The 22,409-nt window shown below is 63.6% G+C and carries 22 protein-coding genes; 10 read left to right on the top strand and 12 right to left on the bottom strand.

The features are described 5' to 3' along the window. Positions 1 to 40 precede the first annotated feature (40 nt). Genes hslO through BMY38_RS01380 form a run of 7 tightly spaced genes read left to right on the top strand, consistent with a single transcriptional unit; the run spans position 41 to position 8,354 of the window. Positions 41 to 1,051 carry an Hsp33 family molecular chaperone HslO gene (hslO, locus tag BMY38_RS01410; RefSeq protein WP_092759077.1) on the top strand — a complete coding sequence of 337 codons (1,011 nt, stop codon included), beginning with the start codon at positions 41 to 43 and terminating at the stop codon, positions 1,049 to 1,051. After that, a complete protein-coding gene (locus tag BMY38_RS01405) occupies positions 1,041 to 1,649 on the top strand; it encodes an NUDIX hydrolase (RefSeq protein ID WP_092759075.1) in 609 nt (202 codons plus the stop codon). The genes hslO and BMY38_RS01405 overlap by 11 nt, the downstream gene beginning before the upstream one ends. Further along, a complete protein-coding gene (locus BMY38_RS01400) occupies positions 1,633 to 2,790 on the top strand; it encodes a CCA tRNA nucleotidyltransferase (protein ID WP_092759073.1) in 1,158 nt (385 codons plus the stop codon). Before BMY38_RS01405 ends, BMY38_RS01400 begins: the two co-directional genes overlap by 17 nt. After that, positions 2,787 to 3,368, top strand: coding sequence for a LysE family translocator (locus BMY38_RS01395; protein WP_092759071.1), 582 nt, complete (start codon positions 2,787 to 2,789; stop codon positions 3,366 to 3,368). Before BMY38_RS01400 ends, BMY38_RS01395 begins: the two co-directional genes overlap by 4 nt. Before the next feature lie 39 nt (positions 3,369 to 3,407). Then, positions 3,408 to 5,252 carry an ABC transporter ATP-binding protein gene (locus BMY38_RS01390; RefSeq protein WP_092759069.1) on the top strand — a complete coding sequence of 615 codons (1,845 nt, stop codon included), beginning with the start codon at positions 3,408 to 3,410 and terminating at the stop codon, positions 5,250 to 5,252. Continuing rightward, on the top strand, positions 5,249 to 7,093 hold the full coding sequence (locus tag BMY38_RS01385) for an ABC transporter ATP-binding protein (RefSeq protein WP_092759067.1): 1,845 nt from the start codon (positions 5,249 to 5,251) through the stop codon (positions 7,091 to 7,093). Before BMY38_RS01390 ends, BMY38_RS01385 begins: the two co-directional genes overlap by 4 nt. Positions 7,094 to 7,136: 43 nt before the next feature. Beyond that, the gene (locus tag BMY38_RS01380) at positions 7,137 to 8,354 is read left to right on the top strand and encodes a class I SAM-dependent RNA methyltransferase (protein ID WP_092759065.1); all 1,218 of its coding nucleotides are present in this window, start codon (positions 7,137 to 7,139) and stop codon (positions 8,352 to 8,354) included. Positions 8,355 to 8,379: 25 nt separating this feature from the next. Here the strand turns inward: BMY38_RS01380 and BMY38_RS01375 are convergent, their stop codons facing one another. The 8 genes from BMY38_RS01375 to BMY38_RS01340 all read right to left on the bottom strand — a co-directional run bounded on the left by BMY38_RS01375 (position 8,380) and on the right by BMY38_RS01340 (position 15,141). Next, the gene (locus BMY38_RS01375) at positions 8,380 to 9,039 is read right to left on the bottom strand and encodes a sugar transferase (protein ID WP_342707727.1); all 660 of its coding nucleotides are present in this window, start codon (positions 9,037 to 9,039) and stop codon (positions 8,380 to 8,382) included. After that, a complete protein-coding gene (locus BMY38_RS01370; protein ID WP_175495733.1) occupies positions 9,018 to 9,839 on the bottom strand; it encodes an NAD-dependent epimerase/dehydratase family protein in 822 nt (273 codons plus the stop codon). The genes BMY38_RS01375 and BMY38_RS01370 overlap by 22 nt, the downstream gene beginning before the upstream one ends. Positions 9,840 to 9,918: 79 nt before the next feature. Next, positions 9,919 to 11,841: a 1-deoxy-D-xylulose-5-phosphate synthase gene (gene dxs / locus BMY38_RS01365; protein ID WP_092759061.1), complete on the bottom strand. Its 1,923-nt coding sequence runs from the start codon at positions 11,839 to 11,841 to the stop codon at positions 9,919 to 9,921. A gap of 10 nt (positions 11,842 to 11,851) precedes the next feature. After that, positions 11,852 to 12,721, bottom strand: a complete 870-nt coding sequence (locus BMY38_RS01360) for a polyprenyl synthetase family protein (protein WP_425431612.1) — start codon at positions 12,719 to 12,721, stop codon at positions 11,852 to 11,854. Continuing rightward, positions 12,718 to 12,957 carry an exodeoxyribonuclease VII small subunit gene (locus tag BMY38_RS01355; RefSeq protein WP_092759059.1) on the bottom strand — a complete coding sequence of 80 codons (240 nt, stop codon included), beginning with the start codon at positions 12,955 to 12,957 and terminating at the stop codon, positions 12,718 to 12,720. Before BMY38_RS01355 ends, BMY38_RS01360 begins: the two co-directional genes overlap by 4 nt. Then, positions 12,950 to 13,873: a histone deacetylase family protein gene (locus tag BMY38_RS01350; protein ID WP_092759057.1), complete on the bottom strand. Its 924-nt coding sequence runs from the start codon at positions 13,871 to 13,873 to the stop codon at positions 12,950 to 12,952. The genes BMY38_RS01355 and BMY38_RS01350 overlap by 8 nt, the downstream gene beginning before the upstream one ends. A gap of 66 nt (positions 13,874 to 13,939) precedes the next feature. Beyond that, on the bottom strand, positions 13,940 to 14,650 hold the full coding sequence (locus BMY38_RS01345) for a response regulator (RefSeq protein WP_092759055.1): 711 nt from the start codon (positions 14,648 to 14,650) through the stop codon (positions 13,940 to 13,942). Next, the gene (locus BMY38_RS01340) at positions 14,647 to 15,141 is read right to left on the bottom strand and encodes a MarR family winged helix-turn-helix transcriptional regulator (RefSeq protein ID WP_092759053.1); all 495 of its coding nucleotides are present in this window, start codon (positions 15,139 to 15,141) and stop codon (positions 14,647 to 14,649) included. Before BMY38_RS01340 ends, BMY38_RS01345 begins: the two co-directional genes overlap by 4 nt. Before the next feature lie 136 nt (positions 15,142 to 15,277). Between BMY38_RS01340 and BMY38_RS01335 the strand changes: the two genes are divergently transcribed. Both BMY38_RS01335 and BMY38_RS01330 read left to right on the top strand, forming a co-directional pair. Further along, positions 15,278 to 16,147, top strand: coding sequence for a branched-chain amino acid aminotransferase (locus BMY38_RS01335; protein ID WP_092761054.1), 870 nt, complete (start codon positions 15,278 to 15,280; stop codon positions 16,145 to 16,147). A gap of 314 nt (positions 16,148 to 16,461) precedes the next feature. Continuing rightward, entirely contained in the window at positions 16,462 to 16,797 is a 336-nt protein-coding gene (locus tag BMY38_RS01330; protein WP_092759051.1) for a DUF2794 domain-containing protein, read from the top strand. Positions 16,798 to 16,823: 26 nt separating this feature from the next. Here the strand turns inward: BMY38_RS01330 and BMY38_RS01325 are convergent, their stop codons facing one another. The 3 genes from BMY38_RS01325 to BMY38_RS01315 form a co-directional block, all read right to left on the bottom strand. Next, positions 16,824 to 17,684 (bottom strand): C40 family peptidase, encoded by an 861-nt coding sequence (locus BMY38_RS01325; RefSeq protein WP_092759049.1) that lies wholly within the window; start codon positions 17,682 to 17,684, stop codon positions 16,824 to 16,826. Continuing rightward, on the bottom strand, positions 17,681 to 19,066 hold the full coding sequence (locus tag BMY38_RS01320) for a leucyl aminopeptidase family protein (RefSeq protein ID WP_092759047.1): 1,386 nt from the start codon (positions 19,064 to 19,066) through the stop codon (positions 17,681 to 17,683). The genes BMY38_RS01325 and BMY38_RS01320 overlap by 4 nt, the downstream gene beginning before the upstream one ends. 117 nt (positions 19,067 to 19,183) lie before the next feature. Continuing rightward, positions 19,184 to 19,573 carry a hypothetical protein gene (locus tag BMY38_RS01315; RefSeq protein WP_092759045.1) on the bottom strand — a complete coding sequence of 130 codons (390 nt, stop codon included), beginning with the start codon at positions 19,571 to 19,573 and terminating at the stop codon, positions 19,184 to 19,186. A 158-nt stretch (positions 19,574 to 19,731) separates the two neighbouring features. On the opposite strand from BMY38_RS01315, the gene BMY38_RS01310 reads away from it, so the two are divergent. Next, positions 19,732 to 20,382, top strand: coding sequence for a carbonic anhydrase (locus tag BMY38_RS01310; protein WP_092759043.1), 651 nt, complete (start codon positions 19,732 to 19,734; stop codon positions 20,380 to 20,382). 340 nt (positions 20,383 to 20,722) lie between these two features. Here the strand turns inward: BMY38_RS01310 and BMY38_RS01305 are convergent, their stop codons facing one another. Then, complete coding sequence (locus tag BMY38_RS01305; RefSeq protein WP_092759041.1) at positions 20,723 to 22,354, bottom strand: DUF4139 domain-containing protein; 1,632 nt, start codon at positions 22,352 to 22,354, stop codon at positions 20,723 to 20,725. Positions 22,355 to 22,409 lie beyond the last annotated feature (55 nt).

Here is a 22,409-nt window from a genome sequence, read left to right as displayed (position 1 = left end):
GCGCGGTGAAAGCCGTTTGGGCAATCGAAGGACCTCCGTCATGACTGATGCGACGACCCATATCTGGGATGACACCGTGTTGCCGTTCCAGCTCGACTCTTCCGACATCCGCGGGCGGATCGCCCGTCTTGACGGTGTGCTGGAGGATGTGCTGGCGCAGCATGATTACCCCCCCGCGATCGAGGCGCTTGTGGCGGAAATGGCGCTGCTGACCGCGCTGATCGGGCAGACGATCAAGCTGCGCTGGAAGCTGTCGTTGCAGGTGCGTGGCGATGGTCCGGCGCGCCTGCTGGCGACCGATTACTATGGCCCCACCGATGACGGTCAGCCTGCCCGCATCCGCGCCTACGCCAGTTTCGACCGCGATCGGCTGGACGAGATGACTGCGGCAAACGTCCGGCCATTTGATCTGGTCGGCAGCGGATATTTCGCCATCCTGATCGATCAGGGTCCCGATATGGCCCCCTACCAGGGGATTACTCCGCTGTCGGGCGGGTCGCTGTCTGCCTGCGCCGAGACCTATTTTGCGCAGTCCGAACAGATTCCCACGCGGTTCGCACTGGCCTATGGCCGGTCCAGCACGCCGGGCCAGCCCGAGACGTGGCGGGCCGGTGGCATAATGCTGCAACACATGCCCAAGGCCAGCCCCTTCGCCACCGGCGAGGGCGGTTCAGGCGAGGGCGGACTGTTGACCGCTGCCGATATTCTGGATGACGACGCTGGCGAAAACTGGTCGCGTGCAAACATCCTGCTGGACACTACCGATGAGTTGGAGCTGATCGGTCCAACGCTCGCACCCACCGATCTGTTGGTGCGGCTGTTTCACGATGAAGGTCCGCGCGTTTTCGAAAGCCAGCCGATCCGCTTTGGATGCAGTTGTTCTGCCGACAAGGTTCGGCAATCGCTTTCGATCTATTCGGCCAAGGACATCACGCATATGACGACCGACGACGGGCGCGTGACTGCCGATTGTCAGTTCTGCGGCGCACATTATGAATTCGACCCGCAGACGCTGGGCTTCGAGGCCACGAAATCGGCCGATGACGCCTGATGCCCTGATTGCCGCGCTGGCCCGCAACGGCGGCGCGTCGTCGGACTTTGACCTGAACCCGGACGTAATCCTGCCGGGCGGTCGCATCCTGCGGGACGCGGCCGTTCTGGTGCCCTTCGTCGAAACGCCCAAGGGGCTTCGCCTGATGCTCACCAAGCGCAGCTCCAGTCTGCGCCATCACCCCGGTCAGATTTCCTTTCCCGGCGGCAAGATGGAGGCGGGAGAGACCCCCGAACAGGCCGCGTTGCGCGAAGCCAGCGAGGAGATCGGCCTGCCCGAAAGCCACACCCGCATTCTGGGCCGACTGCCCAGCCACGAGACAGTGACCGGCTTCACCGTCACGCCGGTGCTGGCCCGGATCATGGCGTTCGATCCGATACCCGAACCGGGGGAAGTGGCCGAAGTCTTTACCGTGCCTCCGTCCCATGTTCTGAACCCCGCCAGTTTCGTCATCGAGCAACGGCGCTGGCGAGGGGAGTGGCGCAGGTATTATGCCGTGCCCTATGGTCCTTATTACATCTGGGGCGCGACGGCCCGGATTCTGCGGGGGCTGGCAGACCGGATGGGGGCGGAAGAAACGAATGCGGATAACCGATGACTGGCTGACGGCCTCGCGTGCGCAGGCGGTGTTCACTGCGCTGAACGATGCAGGGTATCGGGCACTGGCAGTGGGAGGCTGCGTGCGAAATGCGCTTTTGGGTGTGCCTGTCTCGGATATCGACCTTGCAACGAATGCCACACCAGACCGGGTGATGGACGTGGCCGAGGCGGACGGGTTCAAGGTGGTTCCGACCGGTATCGATCACGGGACGGTCACGGTCATTTCGGACGGCACCCCGTATGAGATTACGACGTTCCGCCGCGATATCGATACCGACGGACGCTATGCGACGGTCGCATTCTCCGATGATGTGACTGAGGATGCGGCGCGGCGCGATTTCACGATGAACGCGCTCTATGCCGATGCGTCGGGTGTCATCGTGGACCCCTTGGGTGGTCTGGACGACCTGCGCGCGCGTCATGTCCGGTTCATCGGCGACCCGGTGGCGCGCATCACCGAAGATTATCTGCGTATCCTGCGGTTCTTCCGCTTTACGGCCTGGTACGGTGACCCGGCTCTGGGTCTGGACGCAGACGGGTTGGCAGCCTGCGCCGATCACGCCGAAGGATTGACCCGGCTGAGCCGGGAGCGGGTGGGCCTCGAAATTCGCAAGCTGCTGGGCGCACCTGACCCGGCACCTGCCCTCGCTGCGATGGCGCAGACCGGCATCCTGCAGCGGGTTTTGCCGGGGGCCGATGCCACCGCGCTTCCCGTGCTGATCCATCTGGAGGCCTCGCCCGGCGACTGGACACGGCGACTGGCGCTTTTGGGCGGCGATACCTCGGGTCTGCGTCTGTCGAAAAAGGAGATGCGGGAGGTGCAAAATCTGACTGACGCCGCGCGCAGCGATATCTCCCCCTTCGCCATGGGGGACATCTATGGCCGGGGTTTGGCGCAGGATGCCATGTTCGTGCAGGCCGCTCTGCTTGGCCAGGACATTGATCCAGCGCTGCTGGCCGAGGCACGGGACGGAGCAAAGGCGGACTTCCCGCTGTCCGCATCCGACCTTATGCCCGGCCTGTCCGGCCCGGCGCTGGGCAGCGCGTTGGACGCGGCCCGCACGCTGTGGCGGTCCACCAGGGGGCGCGCGACACATGCTGAACTGATTGCGGCGGCCCGTGCAGATCCGAAGCCTTGATCGACCCGCTTTACCTTTTTGTCTTTTTCGGCCTGTTCACGCCTGGCCCGAACGTCATCCTGCTGACCGCATCGGGGGCGCGCTTTGGGTTTGGCAGAACCATTCCACACGTTTTGGGCGTGGCAATCGGCGTGGGCATCACTTCTGCACTGACCGCTTTGGGTATCGGCGCGCTTCTGCTGGCGATCCCGGTGCTGAAACTGGCGTTACAGGTCGCAGCCGTGACATGGATTTTCTGGATGGCGTGGAAGTTGTTCCGGTCGCGCGGCGTGACCACCGAAGGTCGCGACCGACCCTTCACATTCGTGGAAGCGGTGCTGTTCCAATGGGTCAACCCGAAGATCTGGATCATCGCGCTGGCAGCCGCATCGGGCTATGCCAGCACCTTGCCCGCCGCGCAGGAGGCGCTGCGCATTGGCAGCGCGTTCAGCGGGATCAACCTGTTCGTCTGCCTGTTCTGGACATTCGCCGGAACCCTCTTGGCCTATCTGCTCCGCACTCCGCTGGCCTGGCGCGTATTTACAACCGTAATGGCTCTGGCGCTTGCCGCTTCGGGGTTCATGGTCTTCCTCGCGTGACGGGCTATACTCGCTAGGGCACCCCCGAAAGCCCATCCGATGTTCCGTTTCTTCGAAACCCTGGTCGACCCCTATGCGCCGCATATGGAGTCCGACACTCCTCCGGCCCGGCTCTGGCCGTTCCTCAAGGATTATTCGCGCCCCTTCAAACGGGTCTTCGCCGTGACCGCCGTGGTTGCCGTGCTGGTCGCGGTGGTCGAAATCTGGCTGCTGGCCTACATGGGGCGGCTGGTCGACAGCCTGACGGAAAGCGCGCCCGCGACCTACTTCCGCGACAACGGCGTGGAACTGGTTGCCGTCGCACTGTTCATCCTGATTCTGCGGCCCGCGTTGCAGACGCTCAACACGCTGCTTCTGAATAACGCGATCCTGCCGAATTACGGCACATTGATGCGCTGGCGGGCGCACAACCATGTGCTGCGCCAGTCGGTCGGCTGGTTCGAGAATGACTTTGCCGGGCGCATCGCCAACCGCATCATGCAGGCGCCCCCGGCTGCGGGCGAGGCGGTGTTTCAGGTGTTCGACGCGATCGCTTTCGCTCTGGCCTATTTCATCGGTGCGGGCATCTTGCTGTTCGACGCCGACCCGCGGCTGGTGATCCCGCTGCTGATCTGGTTCGCGCTGTATGCGGTTCTGGTGCGCTGGACGGTCCGGCGTGTCGGCCCCGCATCCAAGGCCAGCAGCGATGCGCGGTCGATGACGACAGGCCGGGTGGTCGATGCCTATACCAACATCCATTCCGTTAAGCTGTTCGCACACGAAGGCGAGGAACTGGCCTATGCCAAGTCCGCCATCGAGACGACACGCGCCACCTTCGCGCGCGAAATGCGGATCTTCACCATCATGGACGTGTCACTGGTCACGCTGAACGGTCTGTTGATCGTGGGCGTCGTCGGCTGGGGGATCAGTCTCTGGGTCGGGGGCACGGCTTCGGTCGGCGTGATCGCGGCGGCCACCGCGCTTGTGCTGCGTCTGAATGCGATGACCGGCTGGATCATGTGGGCGTTGACCTCTTTCTTCCGCAGCCTCGGCGTCGTCGAGGAGGGCATGGAAACCATCGCCCAACCGATCCACTTGCGCGACGCGCAGGGGGCCGTGCCGCTGGTTCTGACGGAGGGTGCCATTGGTTTTGACCGCGTCACGCATCATTACGGCGGCGGCAAGGGCGGCGTGACCGACCTGACGGTTCACATCCGGCCGGGCGAAAAGGTCGGCTTGATCGGGCGATCGGGCGCGGGCAAATCCACCTTGGTCAAGCTGCTGCTGCGGTTCTACGATCCCGAAGCCGGGACGATCACCATCGATGCCCAGGACCTGCGCGATGTCACGCAATCCAGCCTGCGGCACGCCATCGGCATGGTGCAGCAGGACAGCTCGCTTCTGCATCGGTCGGTTGCCGACAACATCCGCTATGGCCGCGCCAATGCGACCGACGCGCAGGTCGAGGCGGCGGCCCGTAAGGCACAGGCGCATGAATTCATCCTCGATCTTGCCGATCCGGAGGGGCGATCGGGCTATGATGCGCATGTCGGCGAACGGGGCGTGAAGCTGTCCGGCGGGCAACGGCAGCGGATCGCGCTGGCCCGCGTAATCCTCAAAGACGCGCCGGTTCTGGTCCTGGACGAAGCGACAAGCGCACTCGACAGCGAGGTCGAGGCCGCGATTCAGGACACGCTCTATGGCATGATGGAAGGCAAGACGGTGATCGCCATCGCGCACCGCCTGTCGACCATTGCCGCGATGGACCGCATTCTGGTGATCGACGACGGGCGCATCATAGAAGAGGGTACGCACGACAAGCTGCTGGCCGCCGACGGGCTGTACTCGCAATTCTGGGCACGCCAGTCGGGCGGTTTCATCGACACGCGAGAGGCCGCGGAATGACTGTCATTCAGCGTCTGTCCCGTCTGTTCGATCCTTTCCTGCACGCCGATGGTCCGCCACCGCAAACATTGGCCGCGTTCATTCGCTGGGGTCTGTCGGGGTCCTGGGGCGTTATGGGATGGGCCTTTGCAATCAGCGCCGCTGCCGGTGTGTCCGAGGTCATCACCGCATTCCTGCTCGGTGCCGTGATCGACAGCACCATGAGCGGGCCGGAGGGCTATTTCGTCCGCAACGCCGCATTGCTGGGAGGGTTTGCGGCGTTCTACATCATCCTGCGTCCGCTGTTGTTCGGCAGCTCGGCTGCGATGAACGGTATCGCCGTCACGCCGAATATCTACCCTCTGGTCCAGTCGCGTCTGCACCGCTGGACGCTGGGCCAGGCGGTCACCTTCTTCGACAACGATTTCGCTGGCCGCATCGCCACCAAGCAGATGCAGACGGCGCGCGCCGTCACATCGGTGGCGAACGAGTTCATCAATGTCATCGCCTTTGCGCTGGCGTCGATGGTCGGTTCGGCGATCCTGCTGATTTCCATCGACTGGCGTGTGGCGCTGGCTCTGACGGTCTGGCTCTGTATCTACTTCGCGCTGATCCGATGGTTCATGCCGCGCATTCGCGGGCGGTCCAAGGCCCGCGCGGCGGCGCGTGCGATGGTCACCGGGCAGGTGGTGGATACGATCACCAACATCAAAACCGTGAAACTGTTCGGCCATGGCGATCACGAGGATCGCACCGCGCTCGATGCGATGGAACGCCTGCGGCTGCGCGCGGTCGAGTTCGGGCATGTTTCGACCGCCTTTCGTTTCGCCCTGATGGCGATCGCGGGTCTGCTGCCCGTATTGCTGATCGGCGGAACGGTTCTTTTGTGGCAGTCGGGCACCGCCACGCCGGGTGACATCGGCGCGGCGGGGGCCATCGCCATCCGGATTGCACAGATGACAGGCTGGGTCAGCTTCACGCTTATGTCGATGTATGCCGACGTGGGCGAGATCGAGGACGGGATGAATACGCTGACGCCGCGCTGGACCCTGCGCGACGGAGACGCCGCGCTGGAGGTTGACCGTGCGGAGGGGCGCATCGCATTCGAAGGCGTAACCTTCAGCTATGGACGAGAGGGTGGCGGACTTGTCGACCTGACTCTGACGCTTGAGCGGGGCGAAAAGCTGGGCGTGGTCGGGGCATCGGGCGCAGGCAAGTCGACGCTCGTGGCCTTGTTGCTGCGGCTTTATGACCCGGAATCCGGACATATCACGCTGGATGGGCGCGACATCCGCGACATTACCCAAGACAGTCTGCGACGGCAGATCGGGATGGTCACGCAGGAAACGGCGATGTTCAACCGGACTGCGCGCGACAACATTCTGTACGGTCGCCCCGATGCGACGCAGGCCGAGGTCGAAGACGCCGCGCGACGGGCCGAGGCGCATGAGTTCATTACCGGCCTGCGCGATCACAAAGGAAACACCGGGTACGATGCGTATCTGGGCGAACGCGGCGTCAAACTGTCGGGAGGGCAGCGCCAGCGGATTGCCCTGGCCCGTGCCATCCTGAAAGACGCGCCGGTTCTGGTTCTGGACGAAGCCACCAGCGCACTCGACAGCGAAGTCGAGGCTGCGATCCAGACCGCCTTGGACCGCGTGATGGAGGACAAGACCGTGATCGCCATTGCCCATCGCCTGTCCACCATCGCCCGCATGGATCGCATCGTCGTGCTGGAGGCCGGGCAAATCGTCGAGGCCGGAACCCACAGTGAGTTGCTGGCTGCAAAAGGCACTTATGCCCGCTATTGGGATCGTCAGTCCGGTGGCTTCATCGGGGTGGAGGACCTTGCGGCGGAGTGACATGAGACAGATGTGCCCCGCTTCGTTTCGCGAAAGACCCGACATGACGTTTTCCATCACCCGCCTTGGCCATCATGGCGACGGCATCGCGTCCGGTCCCGATGGCCCGGTGTTCGCCGCACGCACCCTGCCGGGCGAGGTTATCGAGGGTGAAGTTACCGGCGACCGGATCATCGCCCCGAAAATCGTCACACCCTCGACCGATCGCGTTGCCGCGCCCTGTCCGCATTATCGTCGCTGCGGAGGATGTTCGCTTCAGCACGCATCGGACGCGTTCGTTGAAGGGTGGAAAGCCGGGCTGGTGCGCGACACACTGGCACGGGTCGGGATCGACGCCAGGATTACCGGGGTCAAGACGTCGCCGCCGAACAGCCGTCGCCGCGCTGCGCTGTCGGGGCGGCGCACCAAGAAGGGCGCACAGGTCGGGTTTCACGTGGCGGGGGGCACCGACATCGTCGAGGGGCCCGACTGTCGGTTGCTGCACCCCGATCTGATCGCCGCGCTGCCAGCGCTGGATCAGATTACCCGGCTAGCCGCGACGCGCGGGAGCGAGGTTACGTTGCACGTCACGCAGACCGCCACCGGTATCGACCTGTCGGTGGAGCAGGCGAAACCGTTTGACCGCGATGTCATGCTTGCCCTCGCGCCATTGGCCATGGCCTTCGCGCGGATCACCTGGAACGGCGAGACGGCGCTGCAACAGACCCCTCCTGTCGTGACGTTGGGCGCGGCTCGCGTGATGCTGCCGCCGGGGGCCTTCCTGCAGGCCACAGCCGAGGGAGAAGCAGCACTGGTCAATGCCGTGAACGAAAGCCTTGCGGGTGCGCAAAGTGTCGTCGACCTGTTCGCGGGCTGCGGCACATTCACGTTTCCGATTGCAAAAATGGCACCGGTCCATGCTATCGAGGGCGACCGTGCACTGATCGAGGCACTGGCCCACGGTGCACGACACGCGACCGGATTGAAGGCGGTTACCGCGCAGGTGCGTGATCTGTTCCGTAATCCTTTGCTGTCAGAGGAATTGTCGCGCTACGACGCGGCGGTCATTGACCCGCCTCGCGCCGGGGCCGAAGCTCAGGTGGCGCAGCTTGCCGCCTCTGATCTGACGACGATCGCATTCGTCAGCTGCAATCCGGGCACGTTCGCGCGGGATGCCGCGATATTGGTGGGGGCCGGTTGGCGGATGGGACCGGTCACCGTGGTAGACCAGTTCCGCTGGTCGCCGCATGTCGAACTGGTGACCCGGTTCGATCGCGGCTGAAGCGACTGTGCCAGGCCAGGATCTCTCAGACTGGCCTGCCCTTGCGCCGGGGGCGCAGACGATCCGGAAAAAACCTGGCCGTCGTCCAGGAGATCAATTTGACGTCCAGCCAGAAGCTGCGGTGCCGGTGATACAAAAGGTCGAGTCTGGCCTTTCTGGGAATGCAAATGCCAATATAGACGGCCTCGGTCTGGGTCGGCGTGGTCGTGCGGGCCAGATGGCGATCCTCGTGCGGGGCAAAGATCAGGCTGGCCAAACCGGTGACACCGGGACGGGAGGCCAGGATCCGCGCATACAGATCCGGAAACATCTCGACATAGCGGCGCAGGGGCGGGCGCGGTCCGACGAAACTGATATCTCCACGCAGGATGTTCCAGAGTTGCGGCAATTCATCCAGCCGCCGCTGCCGCAGGGCCTTGCCATAATCCGTAACCCGTGCCGCCTTGTCCCCGCCGGTGACGCCGCTATCGGACGGCACTGGCTGCATGGTGCGATATTTCCAAAGAACGAAGCTTTCGGTCGTGGTCTTCATTCGTTCCGACCCGTGGAAAATCGGACGCCCCTGTCTGCGCCAGACATTCCACGTCACCATCACGAAAACCGGTGCGAGAAACGCCATCAGATACAGCGAAAACAGGATATCGAAGAGACGTTTGCCGGGCGTCATGCGGCCAGACCGCGCCATTCGGCGACGATACGCTCCGGGCTTGCACAACCTTCGGGCAAATCCACAAACCTGCGCAATACCCGCACGTCCAGCGAGACTTTCGCTATGGCATCCACGCCCGCCGGTATACCGAGCCATTGCCGATCTGCAGCACGAAGCAGGTCTGCCATGTCGACAGGGTCCGGGGCCGAGACGTTCAATACCGGAGGCAAAGGGGATGGACAGGCGAACAACCGTGACAGGATCGCAGCCAGAGAGACAGGGCCAAGATAGCTGCGACAAGGGGTGCGACCGTTTGCGAAGACGTCGAGGCTGGGTGCGCACCCATTCAGCTGGCCGAGCAAGGCATCCGCCCCGGCGACATTTCCCAACCGCAAACAGGTGACTTGCGGGCCATCGGGATGGCATTCCGTCCATTCGGCAGCAGCGGCCTCCATCCGGGCCTTTGCCGCGCCGTAGGGACTGATGGGTGTAGGCGCGCGATCTTCGCTCAGGCGGCCCGTTGCGCGGCCATAGATCGCGGCGGAGGACATCAGGAAAACGCGATCCAGATTTTCGTCACGGGCAGCATCCAGCGCTCCGATGGCGAGTGTGACGTTACTGTCGATGGCCGCCGCATCCCCACAGGTCACCCCGGCCAGCGCCAACAGGGTTCGCCGTCCGCGCAGCATGTCCGGTAATGGTTCGTCCGACCGCGCGAGCCAAGCAATGCCATCGGCCCCACCATTCGACCAAATGCCGCGCAACAGGGTCCCGATCCGTCCGGTTGCGCCTGTAACGGCCAAGCCGTCCAGACCTGTTGACAAAGGGTCGGGCATCATGATCGTCCTGCCAATCCTCGGTTTTTTCGAAGCCTAGTCAGCAAATCATAAAATCTGGTTAACCGCGTCTGTCCCGTCAGGCGCGGCGTTCCAGAACGTCGACCCCTAAAACCGACAGCACACGGCGTTCGATATCGTCTGAATTCAGCCCGGCGTCGGCATACATCTGGTGCGGGCCGGCCTGATCAATAAAGGCATCCGGCAGGACCATCGACCGGAAGCGCAGGCCTGTGTCGAACACGGCGTTTTCGGCCAGCAATTGCGCGACGTGACTGCCGAAACCCCCGACGGCGCCTTCCTCAATGGTGATCAGCGCCTCGTGGTCCCGGGCCAGTTGCAGGATCAGTTCGCGGTCCAATGGTTTGGCGAAACGGGCATCCGCGACGGTCGGCGTAATGCCCCGCGCCATCAGTTTTTCGCGCGCAGCCTCCACTTCGGCCAGACGCGCGCCGAAGGACAGGATCGCAACGCGGGAGCCTTCGTGGATCATCCGTCCCTTGCCGATCTCCAATGGTGCGCCCCGTTCGGGCAGGTCGCAGCCGACGCCTTCGCCGCGCGGGAAGCGGAACGCGATCGGGCCGTCGTCATGGGCCGCGGCGGTCGCCACCATATGCCGCAACTCGGCTTCGTCGGCGGCGGCCATGACGACCATGCCCGGAAGGTTGGACAGATAGGCGATGTCGAAGCTTCCGGCATGGGTCGCACCATCTGCCCCGACCAGACCGGCCCGGTCGATGGCGAAACGCACCGGCAGACGTTGCAGGGCGACGTCGTGGACGATCTGGTCATAACCCCGTTGCAGGAATGTCGAGTAGATCGTGCAGAACGGCTTCATCCCCGATGCGGCCAGACCCGCACAGAATGTCACACCATGCTGTTCAGCGATGCCCACATCGAAGCAACGCGACGAAAAGCGTTCCGCGAACAGGTTCAGCCCGGTGCCATCCGGCATCGCCGCCGTGACCGCGACGATGCGATCGTCGTCAGCGGCTTCCTGCATCAGGCTTTCGGCAAAGACCTTGGTATAGCTGGGCGCGTTGGACGGGGCCTTGGACTGCGCCCCGGTCGTCACATTGAACCGGGCGGTCGCATGACCTCCGTCGCTTGCGTGTTCGGCGGGGCGGAAGCCCTTGCCCTTCTTGGTGATCGCATGGATCAGGATCGGCCCCGTCGCACGTGTCTTGACGGCACGCAGCACCCCCAGCAACGTCTCCATATCGTGCCCGTCGATAGGTCCGACATAGCTGAAGCCCAGTTCTTCGAACAATGTGCCGCCGACGGTCATGCCCTTGAGCATCTCTTTCGCCCGGCGCGCGCCTTCCTGGAGGGGGCCTGGCAGGAATCCGACGGCACCCTTGGCAGCGGCCTTCAGGTCCTGGAACGGATTTCCCGCATAGAGCCGCGACAGATAGGACGACATCGCGCCCACCGGCGGTGCAATCGACATTTCGTTGTCGTTCAGGATCACGATCAGGCGCTTCTTCAGATGTCCGGCGTGGTTCAGCGCCTCGAATGCCATACCGCCGGTCAACGCGCCGTCGCCTATCACCGCGATGGCGTCGCCATTGCCCGGTGCCCCCAAGTCACGTCCGACGGCAAATCCCAACGCCGCCGAGATCGAGGTCGAGGCATGGGCCGCCCCGAACGGGTCGTAAGGCGATTCCGTGCGTTTGGTGAAGCCGGACAGGCCATCCTTCTGGCGCAGCGTATTCATCTGACTGCGGCGCCCGGTCAGGATTTTGTGCGGGTAACATTGATGCGAGACGTCCCAGATCAATTTGTCGCGGGGCGTGTCGAAGACAGCGTGTAATGCCACGGTCAGTTCGACTACACCCAGCCCGGCCCCCAGATGACCGCCGGTTCGGGATACCGCGTGTATCGTCTCGGACCGAAGTTCGTCGGCGACCTGTCGCAAGTCGCGGTCCGACAGATTGCGCAAGTCAGCGGGCTCGGCGATCCGGTCAAGAAGCGGTGTTTCGGGGGCAGGAGTTTCGGTCATGGCGTCGGCCTCACTTGTCGCGGGTCACGACATAGCGCGCGACCGCGGCAAGGGTATCAGCGCGATCACCGAAGGGCAAAAGGCTGCCTTGTGCAGTTTTAACAAGATTATCGGCACGGGTACGGGCCGCCTCAGCTCCCATTAGCGATACAAATGTTGCCTTGCCGGCGCCCGCATCCTTGCCGACGGCCTTGCCCACGATTTCTGCGTCGCCTTCGACGTCGAGCAAGTCATCGGCGATCTGGAACGCCAGCCCCAGATCAGCGGCATAAGCCAGCAGGGGCGCGGGATTGGCCTGCGCCAGCAAGGCACCGGCGCGACACGGCCATTCCAGCAGACATCCGGTTTTCAGACGCTGCAATTCGATGATCTGATCCAGTGACAGGGCCGTCGCCGCCGTTTCCGCCGCGATATCCAGCGCCTGTCCCCGCACCATGCCCGCCGCGCCTGCGTTCCGGGCCAGTGTCAGCACCAGATCGGCGCGAACGCCGGCGTCGTCATGGGTTGCGGCATCCGCCAGCCATTCGAAAGCTGCGGACTGCAACGCATCCCCGGCCAGAACCGCCGTCGCATCGTCCCATCTGCGGTGGACGGTGGGGTGACCGCGCCGCATGTCGTCGTCGTCCATGCAGGGCAGGTCGTCGTGGATCAGGGAATAGGCGTGAACCGCCTCGATCGCCGCCGCCGCCCGCAAGGCACGGGGCCGGGGCACGTCGAACAGAGCCGAGGTCTCCAGCGCCAGAAACCCGCGCAGACGTTTTCCGCCGGTACAGGCATAACGCATCGCGTCGCCCACCGGCCCGTCGAAAGCGGCCAGCAGGTCGGTCAGTGTCGTTTGAATGTCGTCCTGGGCTGTGCGCAGCCGGTCTTGGAAAGTCACATTCCCTCGGCCGGGGTGGTGCCGGTCGGCTGTCCCTTCGCATCGAGGGTTATCTGCGCGACCTTTTCCTCGGCGTCCTTCAGCTTGGCATCGCAATGCGCCTTCAGGGCCGCGCCGCGTTCATAAAGCCTGATGGAATTTTCCAGCGGCACGTCGCCGCTGTCCAATTGGTTCACAACTTTTTCCAGCTCGGCCAAGGCCGTCTCGAAACTCATGTCCCTGATGTCATCAGCCATTTCCCCGCCTCCGCAGAACTTCCACATGGGCGGCGACCGAGGTCGCCAGCGCGTCGAGGTCATAGCCGCCTTCGAGGCATGACACCAGACGGCCTTCGGCATGGCGATCCGCCAGATCGCACAGCTGTTCGGTGATCCAGGCGAAATCATCCTCGTCCCATTCCAACTGCGCCAGCGGGTCTTCTCGGTGGGCGTCGAATCCGGCCGAGACGATGACCAGTTCGGGCGCGAAGGCGTCCAGTCGGTCAAGGGCAGGTTTCATCCGGGTGCGAAACACGCTGCCGTCGCTGCCCGGTGGCAAGGGGACGTTGATGATGTTGTCATGCGCGCCCCTGTCCCCGACCTCGCCAGTTCCGGGCCAGAGCGGTGACTGGTGGGAGGAGACGAACAGCGTTCGCGGCTCGTCCCACAACAAATCCTGCGTGCCATTACCGTGGTGGACGTCGAAATCGACCACGGCCACCCGGTCAAGTCCATGCACATCCAAAGCATGTTTGGCGGCGATGGCGACGGTGCCGAACAGGCAGAACCCCATCGGCTTGGCCGTTTCGGCATGATGTCCGGGTGGGCGCATGGCGACGAAGGCGTTCGCGTGTTCGCCGCCGATCACCGCGTCCACCGCGCGGATCGCGGCCCCCGCAGCCAGACGCGCTGCGCGGATCGTGCCGGGCGACAGATAGGTGTCAGGGTCGAGTTGCGCCCAGCCTTCGGCGGGCGAGGCGGCCGTCAGCGCATCGACATAATCCTGCGGATGACAGCGGGTCAGATCTGCGTCCGATGCTTCCGACGGTTTCTCGCGCGCCAGAACCATGTCGTCCATTGCACGGCGAACGGCCTGAAGTCGCCTCACCTGTTCGGGGTGGCCGGGCGGATTTTCGTGCGCGTCGGCATCGGGATGGGTCATCAGCAGGGTCATTGGAAGGTCGTTTTCCTTTTGGCGAAAGTATCCCAGGGGGTCTGGGGCTTGACCCCCGGCCACCGCTCAGTCGGGTGCAAGCATGTAACCTTCGCCGCGCACCGTCTGAAGATATCGCGGCTGCTTCGGATCCTGTTCCAACTTGCGGCGAAGGCGGGTGATCTGTACGTCGACCGCGCGTTCGCCCGACGCCTCGCCGTCACGGCCCAGCCTGTCGACCAGCGTGGCGCGGCTGACCGCCTGATGCGGGGTCGCAGCGAGGACACGCATCAACGTCGTCTCGGTTGCGGTCAGGCGCACAGGGTCCTGTCCGCGGAACAATTCGCCGCGGTCCAGATCGTAGCGCGCAGAGCCGAGGTGCAGCGTCTTTGGCATGGCGCCGCCCGAGGCAGGAACACGTCGCAGGATCGCCTTGAGCCGCAGCAGAAGCTCTTTCGGTTCGAACGGTTTGGACAGGTAATCGTCGGCCCCGGCCTCCAGCCCGGTGATCCGGTCCGATGTTTCGCCCTTGGCCGTCAGCAGCAGGATCGGCATGTCCCGCGTCTCGCGGATTTCCGCACAGAGCACGAAGCCATTGTCGCCCGGCATCATCACGTCGAGGATAGCCAGATCGAAATCCAGACCCGCCAGCAGACGCCGCGCATGATCCGCATCGCGGGCTGCGGTGATCAGATAGCCGTTGCGCATCAGGAACTTCTGCAAGAGCCCCCGGATTCGTTCGTCGTCATCCACCAGCAGGACATGAGCCTGATGGCCCGGCAGGGCATCTTCGGTCATCTGTCGCCTTCCTTCGCAACCGCGAAATGGCGGCGCAGTTCCGGGTCCATCATATGCTCAAGGACCTCGCGAAATCCAGCGACGGCAGTCGGGCCCGCTTCTCGGAAGGCGGCGCGCATGCGGGCGCGCTGCGCATCCGACAGCTCCCGCTCCAGCGCATCGCCGCGTTCAGTCAGGTAAAGGTGTCGTTCGCGGCGGTCGCGTTGACCCACGCGGCTGTCGACCAGCCCATCCTCGACCAGGGTTCGCAGGACGCGGTTCAGCGATTGTTTGGTCACGCCCAGGATCGCCAGCAGGTTGTTGACGGTGGTTCCGGGGCTGCGATGGATGAAGTGGATCGCGCGGTGATGGGCACGGCCATAGTTCATTTCGGCCAGAATACGGTCCGGGTCGGCGGTGAAGCCGCGATAGGCGAAGAACATCGCCTCGATTGCGCGACGCAGCTGTTCATCGGTAAGAAACAGAAGATTGTCGCTGTGTCCCTGGGCCATTTTCCCCCCTTGTGCTGGCTGAAACTACGTCAGTCTTGTTGACATTCCAAGACGGGATTGTTAGCGACGGCCAGATTTCACGCAATATTATGTCCGAATGGGGCGTAATTTCGTAACGAATGGAATGGAGAACATCATGGCTGGGTCCTATGCGGAACTCGATGGCAAGATTTGGATGGATGGCACGCTGGTCGACTGGAAGGACGCGAATGTCCACCTGCTGACCCATGCAATGCACTATGCCAGCGCCGTTTTCGAGGGCGAGCGTGCCTATTCCGGCAAGATCTTCGAATCGCGCCGACATTCGGAGCGTCTGATCGCTTCGGGACGGGCGCTCGATATGGAAATCCCCTATTCGATCGACGAGATCGAGGCCGCGAAATACGAAACGATGAAAGCCAACGGGCTGGACGACGCTTATGTTCGTGTTCTGGCATGGCGCGGTGCGGGCGAGGATATGGGCGTCAGTTCAGCACGCAACCCGGTGCGGATGGCTGTCGCGACCTGGGCCTGGGGCAATTACTATGGTGACGCCAAGATGAAAGGCGCGAAGCTGGACATCGCGCGGTGGAAACGTCCCTCGCCCGAAACGGCACCATACACCGCCAAGGCCGCGGGCCTCTACATGATCTGTACGATGTCAAAGCATGCCGCAGAGGCGAAAGGCTGTTCGGATGCGATGATGTTCGACTATCGCGGCTATGTCGCCGAGGCGACGGGCGCGAACATTTTCTTCGTCAAGAACGGCGAGGTACATACGCCTGATCCTGACTGCTTCCTGAATGGAATCACGAGACAAACGGTGCTGGGGATGCTCCGCGACCGCGGAATCAAGGTCCACGAACGCCATATCATGCCCGAGGAGCTGGAGGGGTTCGAGCAGTGCTGGCTGACCGGTACCGCCGCCGAGGTCACGCCGGTGGGTCAGATCGGGGATTATAATTTCGAGGTGGGCGAACTGACCCGCGATATCGCGGAATCCTATGAAAAGCTGGTCCGAACCTGATACGGCGGACTGCATAACAAAAAGCGACCCCGTCCTGAAGGACGGGGTCGTGATGACCGGCAGGCGATTTGTGGAACCTATCTGCCTGTAGCTCCCTGATGCGGCGACTGGGTGGGGGCAATAGTTCGTCGCATCGGGGTGAGCTTTCGCTCCTACATGATCCGTTTTGAGAGTGTCGCGCGGCGGTTTGAGGGTGACGATGCGGTCATGGCCGGGTAATTTCAGGGCAGATATGTGACGAAGTTAACGTCTTCGCGTCCATCCGGCACAACGAAACCTTGCGCCGATGCCCGGCAAGGGCCACGTTTGACGCAATGAATGCGCCGACGCCGATCCATTCTCCGACCCACGACAATGTGCATTTTCAGCGCAGTGAACTGTCGGTGATCCTGTCGTTATACGGTCGGTTCGTCGCGGCGGGCGAATGGCGGGATTACGGCATATCCGCGCTGCGTGACGTGGCTGTCTTTTCGGTTTTTCGCCGCACCGCCGAACAACCGATGTTTCGCATCGAAAAGCGCCCGAAGATGGCGGCCAAGCAGGGTCTTTACTGTGTCATCGGGATGGATGGCCGTATTCTGCGACGCGGGTCGGACCTGAAAACTGTCCTGCGCGTGCTGGAACGCAAGCTGATCCGGTCGGTGAACTGACGAACGGTTCGCCCGACCGCATATCGTCAACTCCGCAATTCGGGCCGTCGTCGCATCACGATATCGCCGGTGCCGGCCTCCGCGCCGTCAGTATTCGCGGCGATCCGGTTGCGGGCCTGCACAAGCGGTTCATAGGCGACCGCCATGTGATGGGCATTGGCGTGCAGAAGGGTATTGGCGTCTGACATCAGACCGACGTGCCCGGACCAGAAGATCAGATCGCCGCGCTGCAATGGCTCCTCGGGGTGAAGTTCGCGCCCGACGCCGCGTTGCTGATCACTGTCGCGTGGACAGTCCAGACCGCAGGCCACGAGCGCCGCCTGCACCAGTCCCGAACAATCGATACCCCATCGCGACGAGCCCCCCCACAGATAGGGCGTGCCCAGAAACATGTCCGCCACGCCGACCGTGTCGGAAAACCGCGCGCGTAGCGGTTGCAGATGGCCGGTCGGAATGAAGTGTCCGGTCGAGATTTTCTTGAAGTCGCCAAGATCGGACGTCACCCGCACCTGGCTGCCGAAAAAGATCGCGACCTCGGGCGGTGCTTTGAGGCGGCCCTTGGGATACAGATGCGTGGCAGGGGCAGCGACCCAATGCGTCGCCGCTTCCTGCCGCGTCAGGGCACCGGAGATGACATAACCGCAATATCCGTCCCGCAGGCTCTGCCCGAAGGCAAAACCGTCACGCTCGTCGATCACCCGGAACGCTTCACCGAACAAAAGCTGACTGGAGCGTTCGCCGCGCGGAGCGTCCGACAGGTTGACAAGCGGCTGCTGCACCGTGCGAACCGTGCCTTTGACGTAGCGCGTCGCCTGGACCAGACCGCGCAATTCGTGCGCGGCGGCGTGACCGTTGGCTGGCGTTATGCGGGGATCATAGGCCGTCACAGCGACAGCACCTTGGGCAGTGCGTCGAAAATCGCCCGCGCGCCCATGCCGACGCCCCCCTTTGGACGTGCCGGGGCGGCCACGGGGTTCCAGCCATAGATGTCGAAGTGTGCGAACCGCGGCGTGTTGCGCACGAACCGGTCAAGAAACAATGCCGCCGTGATGCTGCCCGCGAATCCGCCCGAGGGGGCGTTGTCCAGATCGGCGATGGCAGGCTCGATCATGTCGTCATAGGGCCGGTGGAACGGCATCCGCCAGAGCGGGTCGCGCACCCGGTGACCGGCGTGGTTCAGCGCCATAGCGAGCGCATCGTCATCAGTGTAGAACGGTGCCAGATCAGGGCCGAGGGCCACCCGCGCCGCGCCAGTCAATGTCGCCATGCAGATCATCAGATCCGGTGGCGTCTCGTCCGCCAGCGCCAATGCATCGGCAAGCACCAGTCGGCCTTCGGCGTCGGTGTTGTTGATCTCGACCGTAAGCCCATTGCGCGCGGTCAGCACGTCACCGGGCCGGAAAGCATTGCCTGCGACCGCATTCTCCACGGCCGGGATCAGGACGCGCAGCCGCAGGTTCTGCCCGGTCGCCATGATCATATGCGCCAGGCCCAGAACCGTCGCAGCCCCGCCCATGTCCTTCTTCATCAGCCCCATCGACGTGCCGGGCTTCAGGTTCAGCCCGCCCGTGTCGAAGCACACGCCCTTGCCGACCAGCGTGATCCGTGGACCGTCGTGGCCCCAGGTCATGTCGATCAGACGCGGGGCGCGGGTCGAGGCGCGCCCGACCGCGTGGATCATCGGCAGGTTATCGTCCAGAAGCGCGTCGCCCGTGGTCACCTTGATGTCGGCACCATGGGTCTGCGCCAGATCGCGACAGGCCGCTTCCAACTCGTCCGGGCCCATGTCGCTGGCGGGCGTATTGATCAGATCGCGGGTCAGGCATTCGCCCGCGGCAATCGCCTCCAGACGGAGGGCGTCGACGCCCTTGGGGGCCTTCAGACGCGCGACTTCGACCTCATCGCCCTTGTAGCGGTTGAAGCTATAGGCGGACAGAAGCCACCCCAGTGCCGCCTCTTCGGTCTGGTTCGCCGTCAGATCGCCGTCCAGCGCATAGGTGCCTGATTTCAACGCCACAGCGGCCTTGGCGAACAGAAACCGGGTGCGCACCCGGTCCTTCGGCCCGCCCCAACCCAGCAGAACGCGGGCGATGGACATATCGGGTGCGGGCAGGCGCAGAATCTGACCCGCGGTTCCGATGAACCCATTGGCCCGGACCCAGTCGCGTACCGGCACATCCTGACTGGCGAGCCAGTCGTCGAAGCCCTGCGTGGTAACGGTGCGAACCGGAATGGCACGGGTATCGGGTGCGGCGAACGTGGGTGTCATGCAATCCTCGGCTGCGCGGTGCGGCGTCGGGCACGATAGCGGAGGCGTCACTCGCTGCAAGGTCTGCGGGAATCAACGGGCGGTGTGTTGTCCGAAAGTCAGGATAGCGATGATGTGTCAGGCGACAGTTGTGGGACAGGTGGCTGATTCAAGGGCCCATCCGGGATTGCCCTGCGGCTGGTTCAGACGTTGCAGGCGATTGATGCAGGCGGCAAGGGTGCGGGCGTCATCGCGGGCAAGGCAGTCCAGCACGGCCTTCGCGGCGCGCGATACCGTCGTCATGCCAATGCTGTCGGCGTAATGCGCCAGTTCAAAGCAGTGATGCGACAGGTCGGCGGTCTTGGCATGATCCCGTGTGATGGCGTCGATCAGGGTTTCCACATCGGCCAGCACCCCGGCGATGAAGCTTTCGGCGCGCGGTCCCATCCGGTCACACAGCGTGGCCAGTTTGCCCTGGTCGAAAGTCACGGCTTCGGTCGGGCGGAGGGTTGCGATGGTTGTTGTCATTGGTCTCGTTCCTTGGCAGTCGCCCCCACGGCGTCTGTCTTATGGATGCTGGCGAAACCGGGCGAAACCGGGGCGGTCTTTCGGCCATCCGAGGTAGAAATCGCTCGAATTGTACGGGTGGACAGGGTTAGAAGCCTCCAGTCGTCAAGGAGAGAGCCATGCGAAAGACCCGTCCCCTTCCCGGATCGCTTATCCAGCGCTATCACGGCTGGAAGGCCACGACCTTTGCCGAAAACGCCGCGTGGTATCGCCGTCTGGGCACCGAGGGCCAGCGCCCGCGCGTCATGGTCATCAGTTGTTGCGACAGCCGTGTGCATGTCACGTCGATCTTCGGGGCTGAACAGGGCGAGTTCTTCATTCACCGCAATATCGCGAATCTGGTGCCGCCCTACGAACCGGACGGGTTGCGGCACGGCACGTCGGCGGCCATCGAATACGCGGTGACATCGCTCAAGGTGGCGCAGATTATCATATTGGGGCATTCGCAGTGCGGCGGAGTGCAGGGCTGCGAGGCGATGTGTTCCGGCCACGCCCCCGAGTTGGAGGACCCCGCCAGCTTCGTCGGTCGCTGGATGGATCTGCTGCGTCCCGGCTGGGAAGAAGTGCGCGGCATCGCCGATGAACGGGAGCGGCTGGAGGCCTTGGAAAAGCGCGCCGTGCTGACGTCAATCGACAACCTGATGACGTTTCCCTTTGTGGCCGCTGCGGTCGACCGGGGGGATCTGGCGCTGCACGGCCTCTGGAACGATATCGTGGAAGGCACGCTGGAGTACTACGACGCGGCGACCGACCGTTTCATATCGATTTGAAGGGTTTGTCAGGATTGTCAGACACGATTGATTGAACCGCCGTTCAGTATTCGGATCTGGTTGTATGAAGTACTCTCCCTTCCTCTCGACGCCAATCTGACGCCGCCCGTCATCTTCCGTTTGCGCTTGGCCCGTTCGCGGGGCCGGGCCGTTCCGACCGGTCATTCCCGAAATAGTGGAATAGTGTCGGTCGCCTGTTCGGTGCAGGCTGAAAATATTACGCATTGCTCTATGCGGCTTTCGCCGTGATCGGGCGGCATATCGGCGTTGTGTTGGTGACCGATTGCGAAGTCTCGCGGGCGGAGCGGTTCTGACGCCGCCCGCAAGTCGAACTCTCCCGTCAGGGCTGCCAGTTCAGCGTTTCGCCTTCCGGCCATTCTAGCGTCACGCCGACAGTGACCTCGACTTCCTCTCTGGCGGGGACGTCCAGATTCCACTGTGCCACCCCTCGTTTGTCCTCGACATTGCGTTCGTCGGGATCTGGGCGGGTGCTGACGTCGACCTGCAGGTCTTCCTCCTCGGAATAGGGCAGGGCGAAACGGGTCTCGACTACTTCTGTCGCGTCCGACAGGTTGCGGACGCGGAACACCATATCCTGCTGACGTGTACCGGAGGTAAAGATAAGCCCCCGATCGCCGGTCTCGTTTTCCAGCCGCACGAACTCCAGCCGCAGGTGCTGTTGCGGGCCGAATGCAAGCTCGACTTCATCGCCCGCGGGCATCAGAGGCAAGAACGATTCTCCAATGCGCGCCCCGTCCCGAAACAGGGCCGCGGGTCCGGGCAAGAGCGGCTCGCCCGAGGTGTTGATAACCTCGGCCATCAGGAACGCCGTCTCATCGGTCCGTGGGCTGGCGCGGTTGAAGACCCGCGCGTCGAGCGACTGCGTATCCAGCGTCAGCGTCACACTGCCGCCGGTCGAGGGCAGGCTGACCGCTGTGGGATAATCGTAGGTCACCACGGGGCCGTCGAAATTGGCCTTGGCGAAGACAGGTTCCGACGCGGGGGCAGCCATGGAAAACTCTGCCGCAGCGTCCATCTCCTGCGGGGCCATCTCAAGAGATCGTCTGACCTGCAATTCCGCCTCCGGCTTTGCCAGACTTGCCTGGTTCGGAAACACCTCCTGCGGGGCGGTTTGGGCAAAGGGATCGGCGGTCGAGAGCGACAGCGCGACATCGACCAGCGGCAGGCCGGTGCCCTGCCAGACCTCGACCTTGCGCTCCAGCGTTACGCTATCGTCCGCGCCCAGCGTCACATCGTATCGCGTGCCCCATCCGGCTTGCGGTGTGAAGGTCTCCATCGTCAGGCCAACGGTCCCGGCCTCGGCGACCGTGACCCCGATGACCAGCAACGATACCTTGCCCAGTTGCGCCCCTGTCGCGTCCATGTCGATCCTGGCCTGCGCCAAGATCAGACCGGCATCGCGCACGGCGCGGTCTGCCGCGCGAAGGGCGGCTTGGGCAGCGGCGCGCGCAACCTCGGCCTCCTGCACCCGTTCGCCCAGCACATCCAGTGTCGCAAGCATTGCCCCGGCATCCAGCGACTCAAGGCCGGTCCCGGTAATCGAGCGCAGGAAGGCCAGTTGATCCTCTGCCGCCTTCACTGCGGCAGCGGCGCGCATGCGGGCATCCTCGACCAGACCGGCCGCCTCCTGCGCGGTCACCCAGATATCATAGGCGGCCTGCTGCGGTGGCGTCAGGAACCGGCGACCGTCCGCGATGGCACCGGGCAGGGTCTCGACCGTGCCCAGCGAAGCCCCCGTCAGGTCGATGTTCGGCAGACCGTTCGCGGTGCGGCCGACAGGGACCAGCAAACGATGCTCGCCCGCAGGCAGGTCGATCTGACCGGTTCGGACCAGCAAGGCCCCCTGCAGATAGATCTCTGCTTCAGTCACCGGCGCGGGCAGGGGGAACTCCTCGGCCCAGACGGCAAGTGGCAGGGTCAGAAAGGTCGTGATGAGTAACGTGCGGCGCATGAAACGGCCCTCGAAATTGAATCCGGGGGCCAGTGTCGCTTGGCGGACTGAAACT

It is taken from the genome of Jannaschia helgolandensis, from assembly GCF_900109285.1.
GTDB classification, from domain to species: Bacteria; Pseudomonadota; Alphaproteobacteria; order Rhodobacterales; family Rhodobacteraceae; genus Jannaschia; species Jannaschia helgolandensis.
This window is presented reverse-complemented; position numbering and strand designations above follow the sequence as displayed.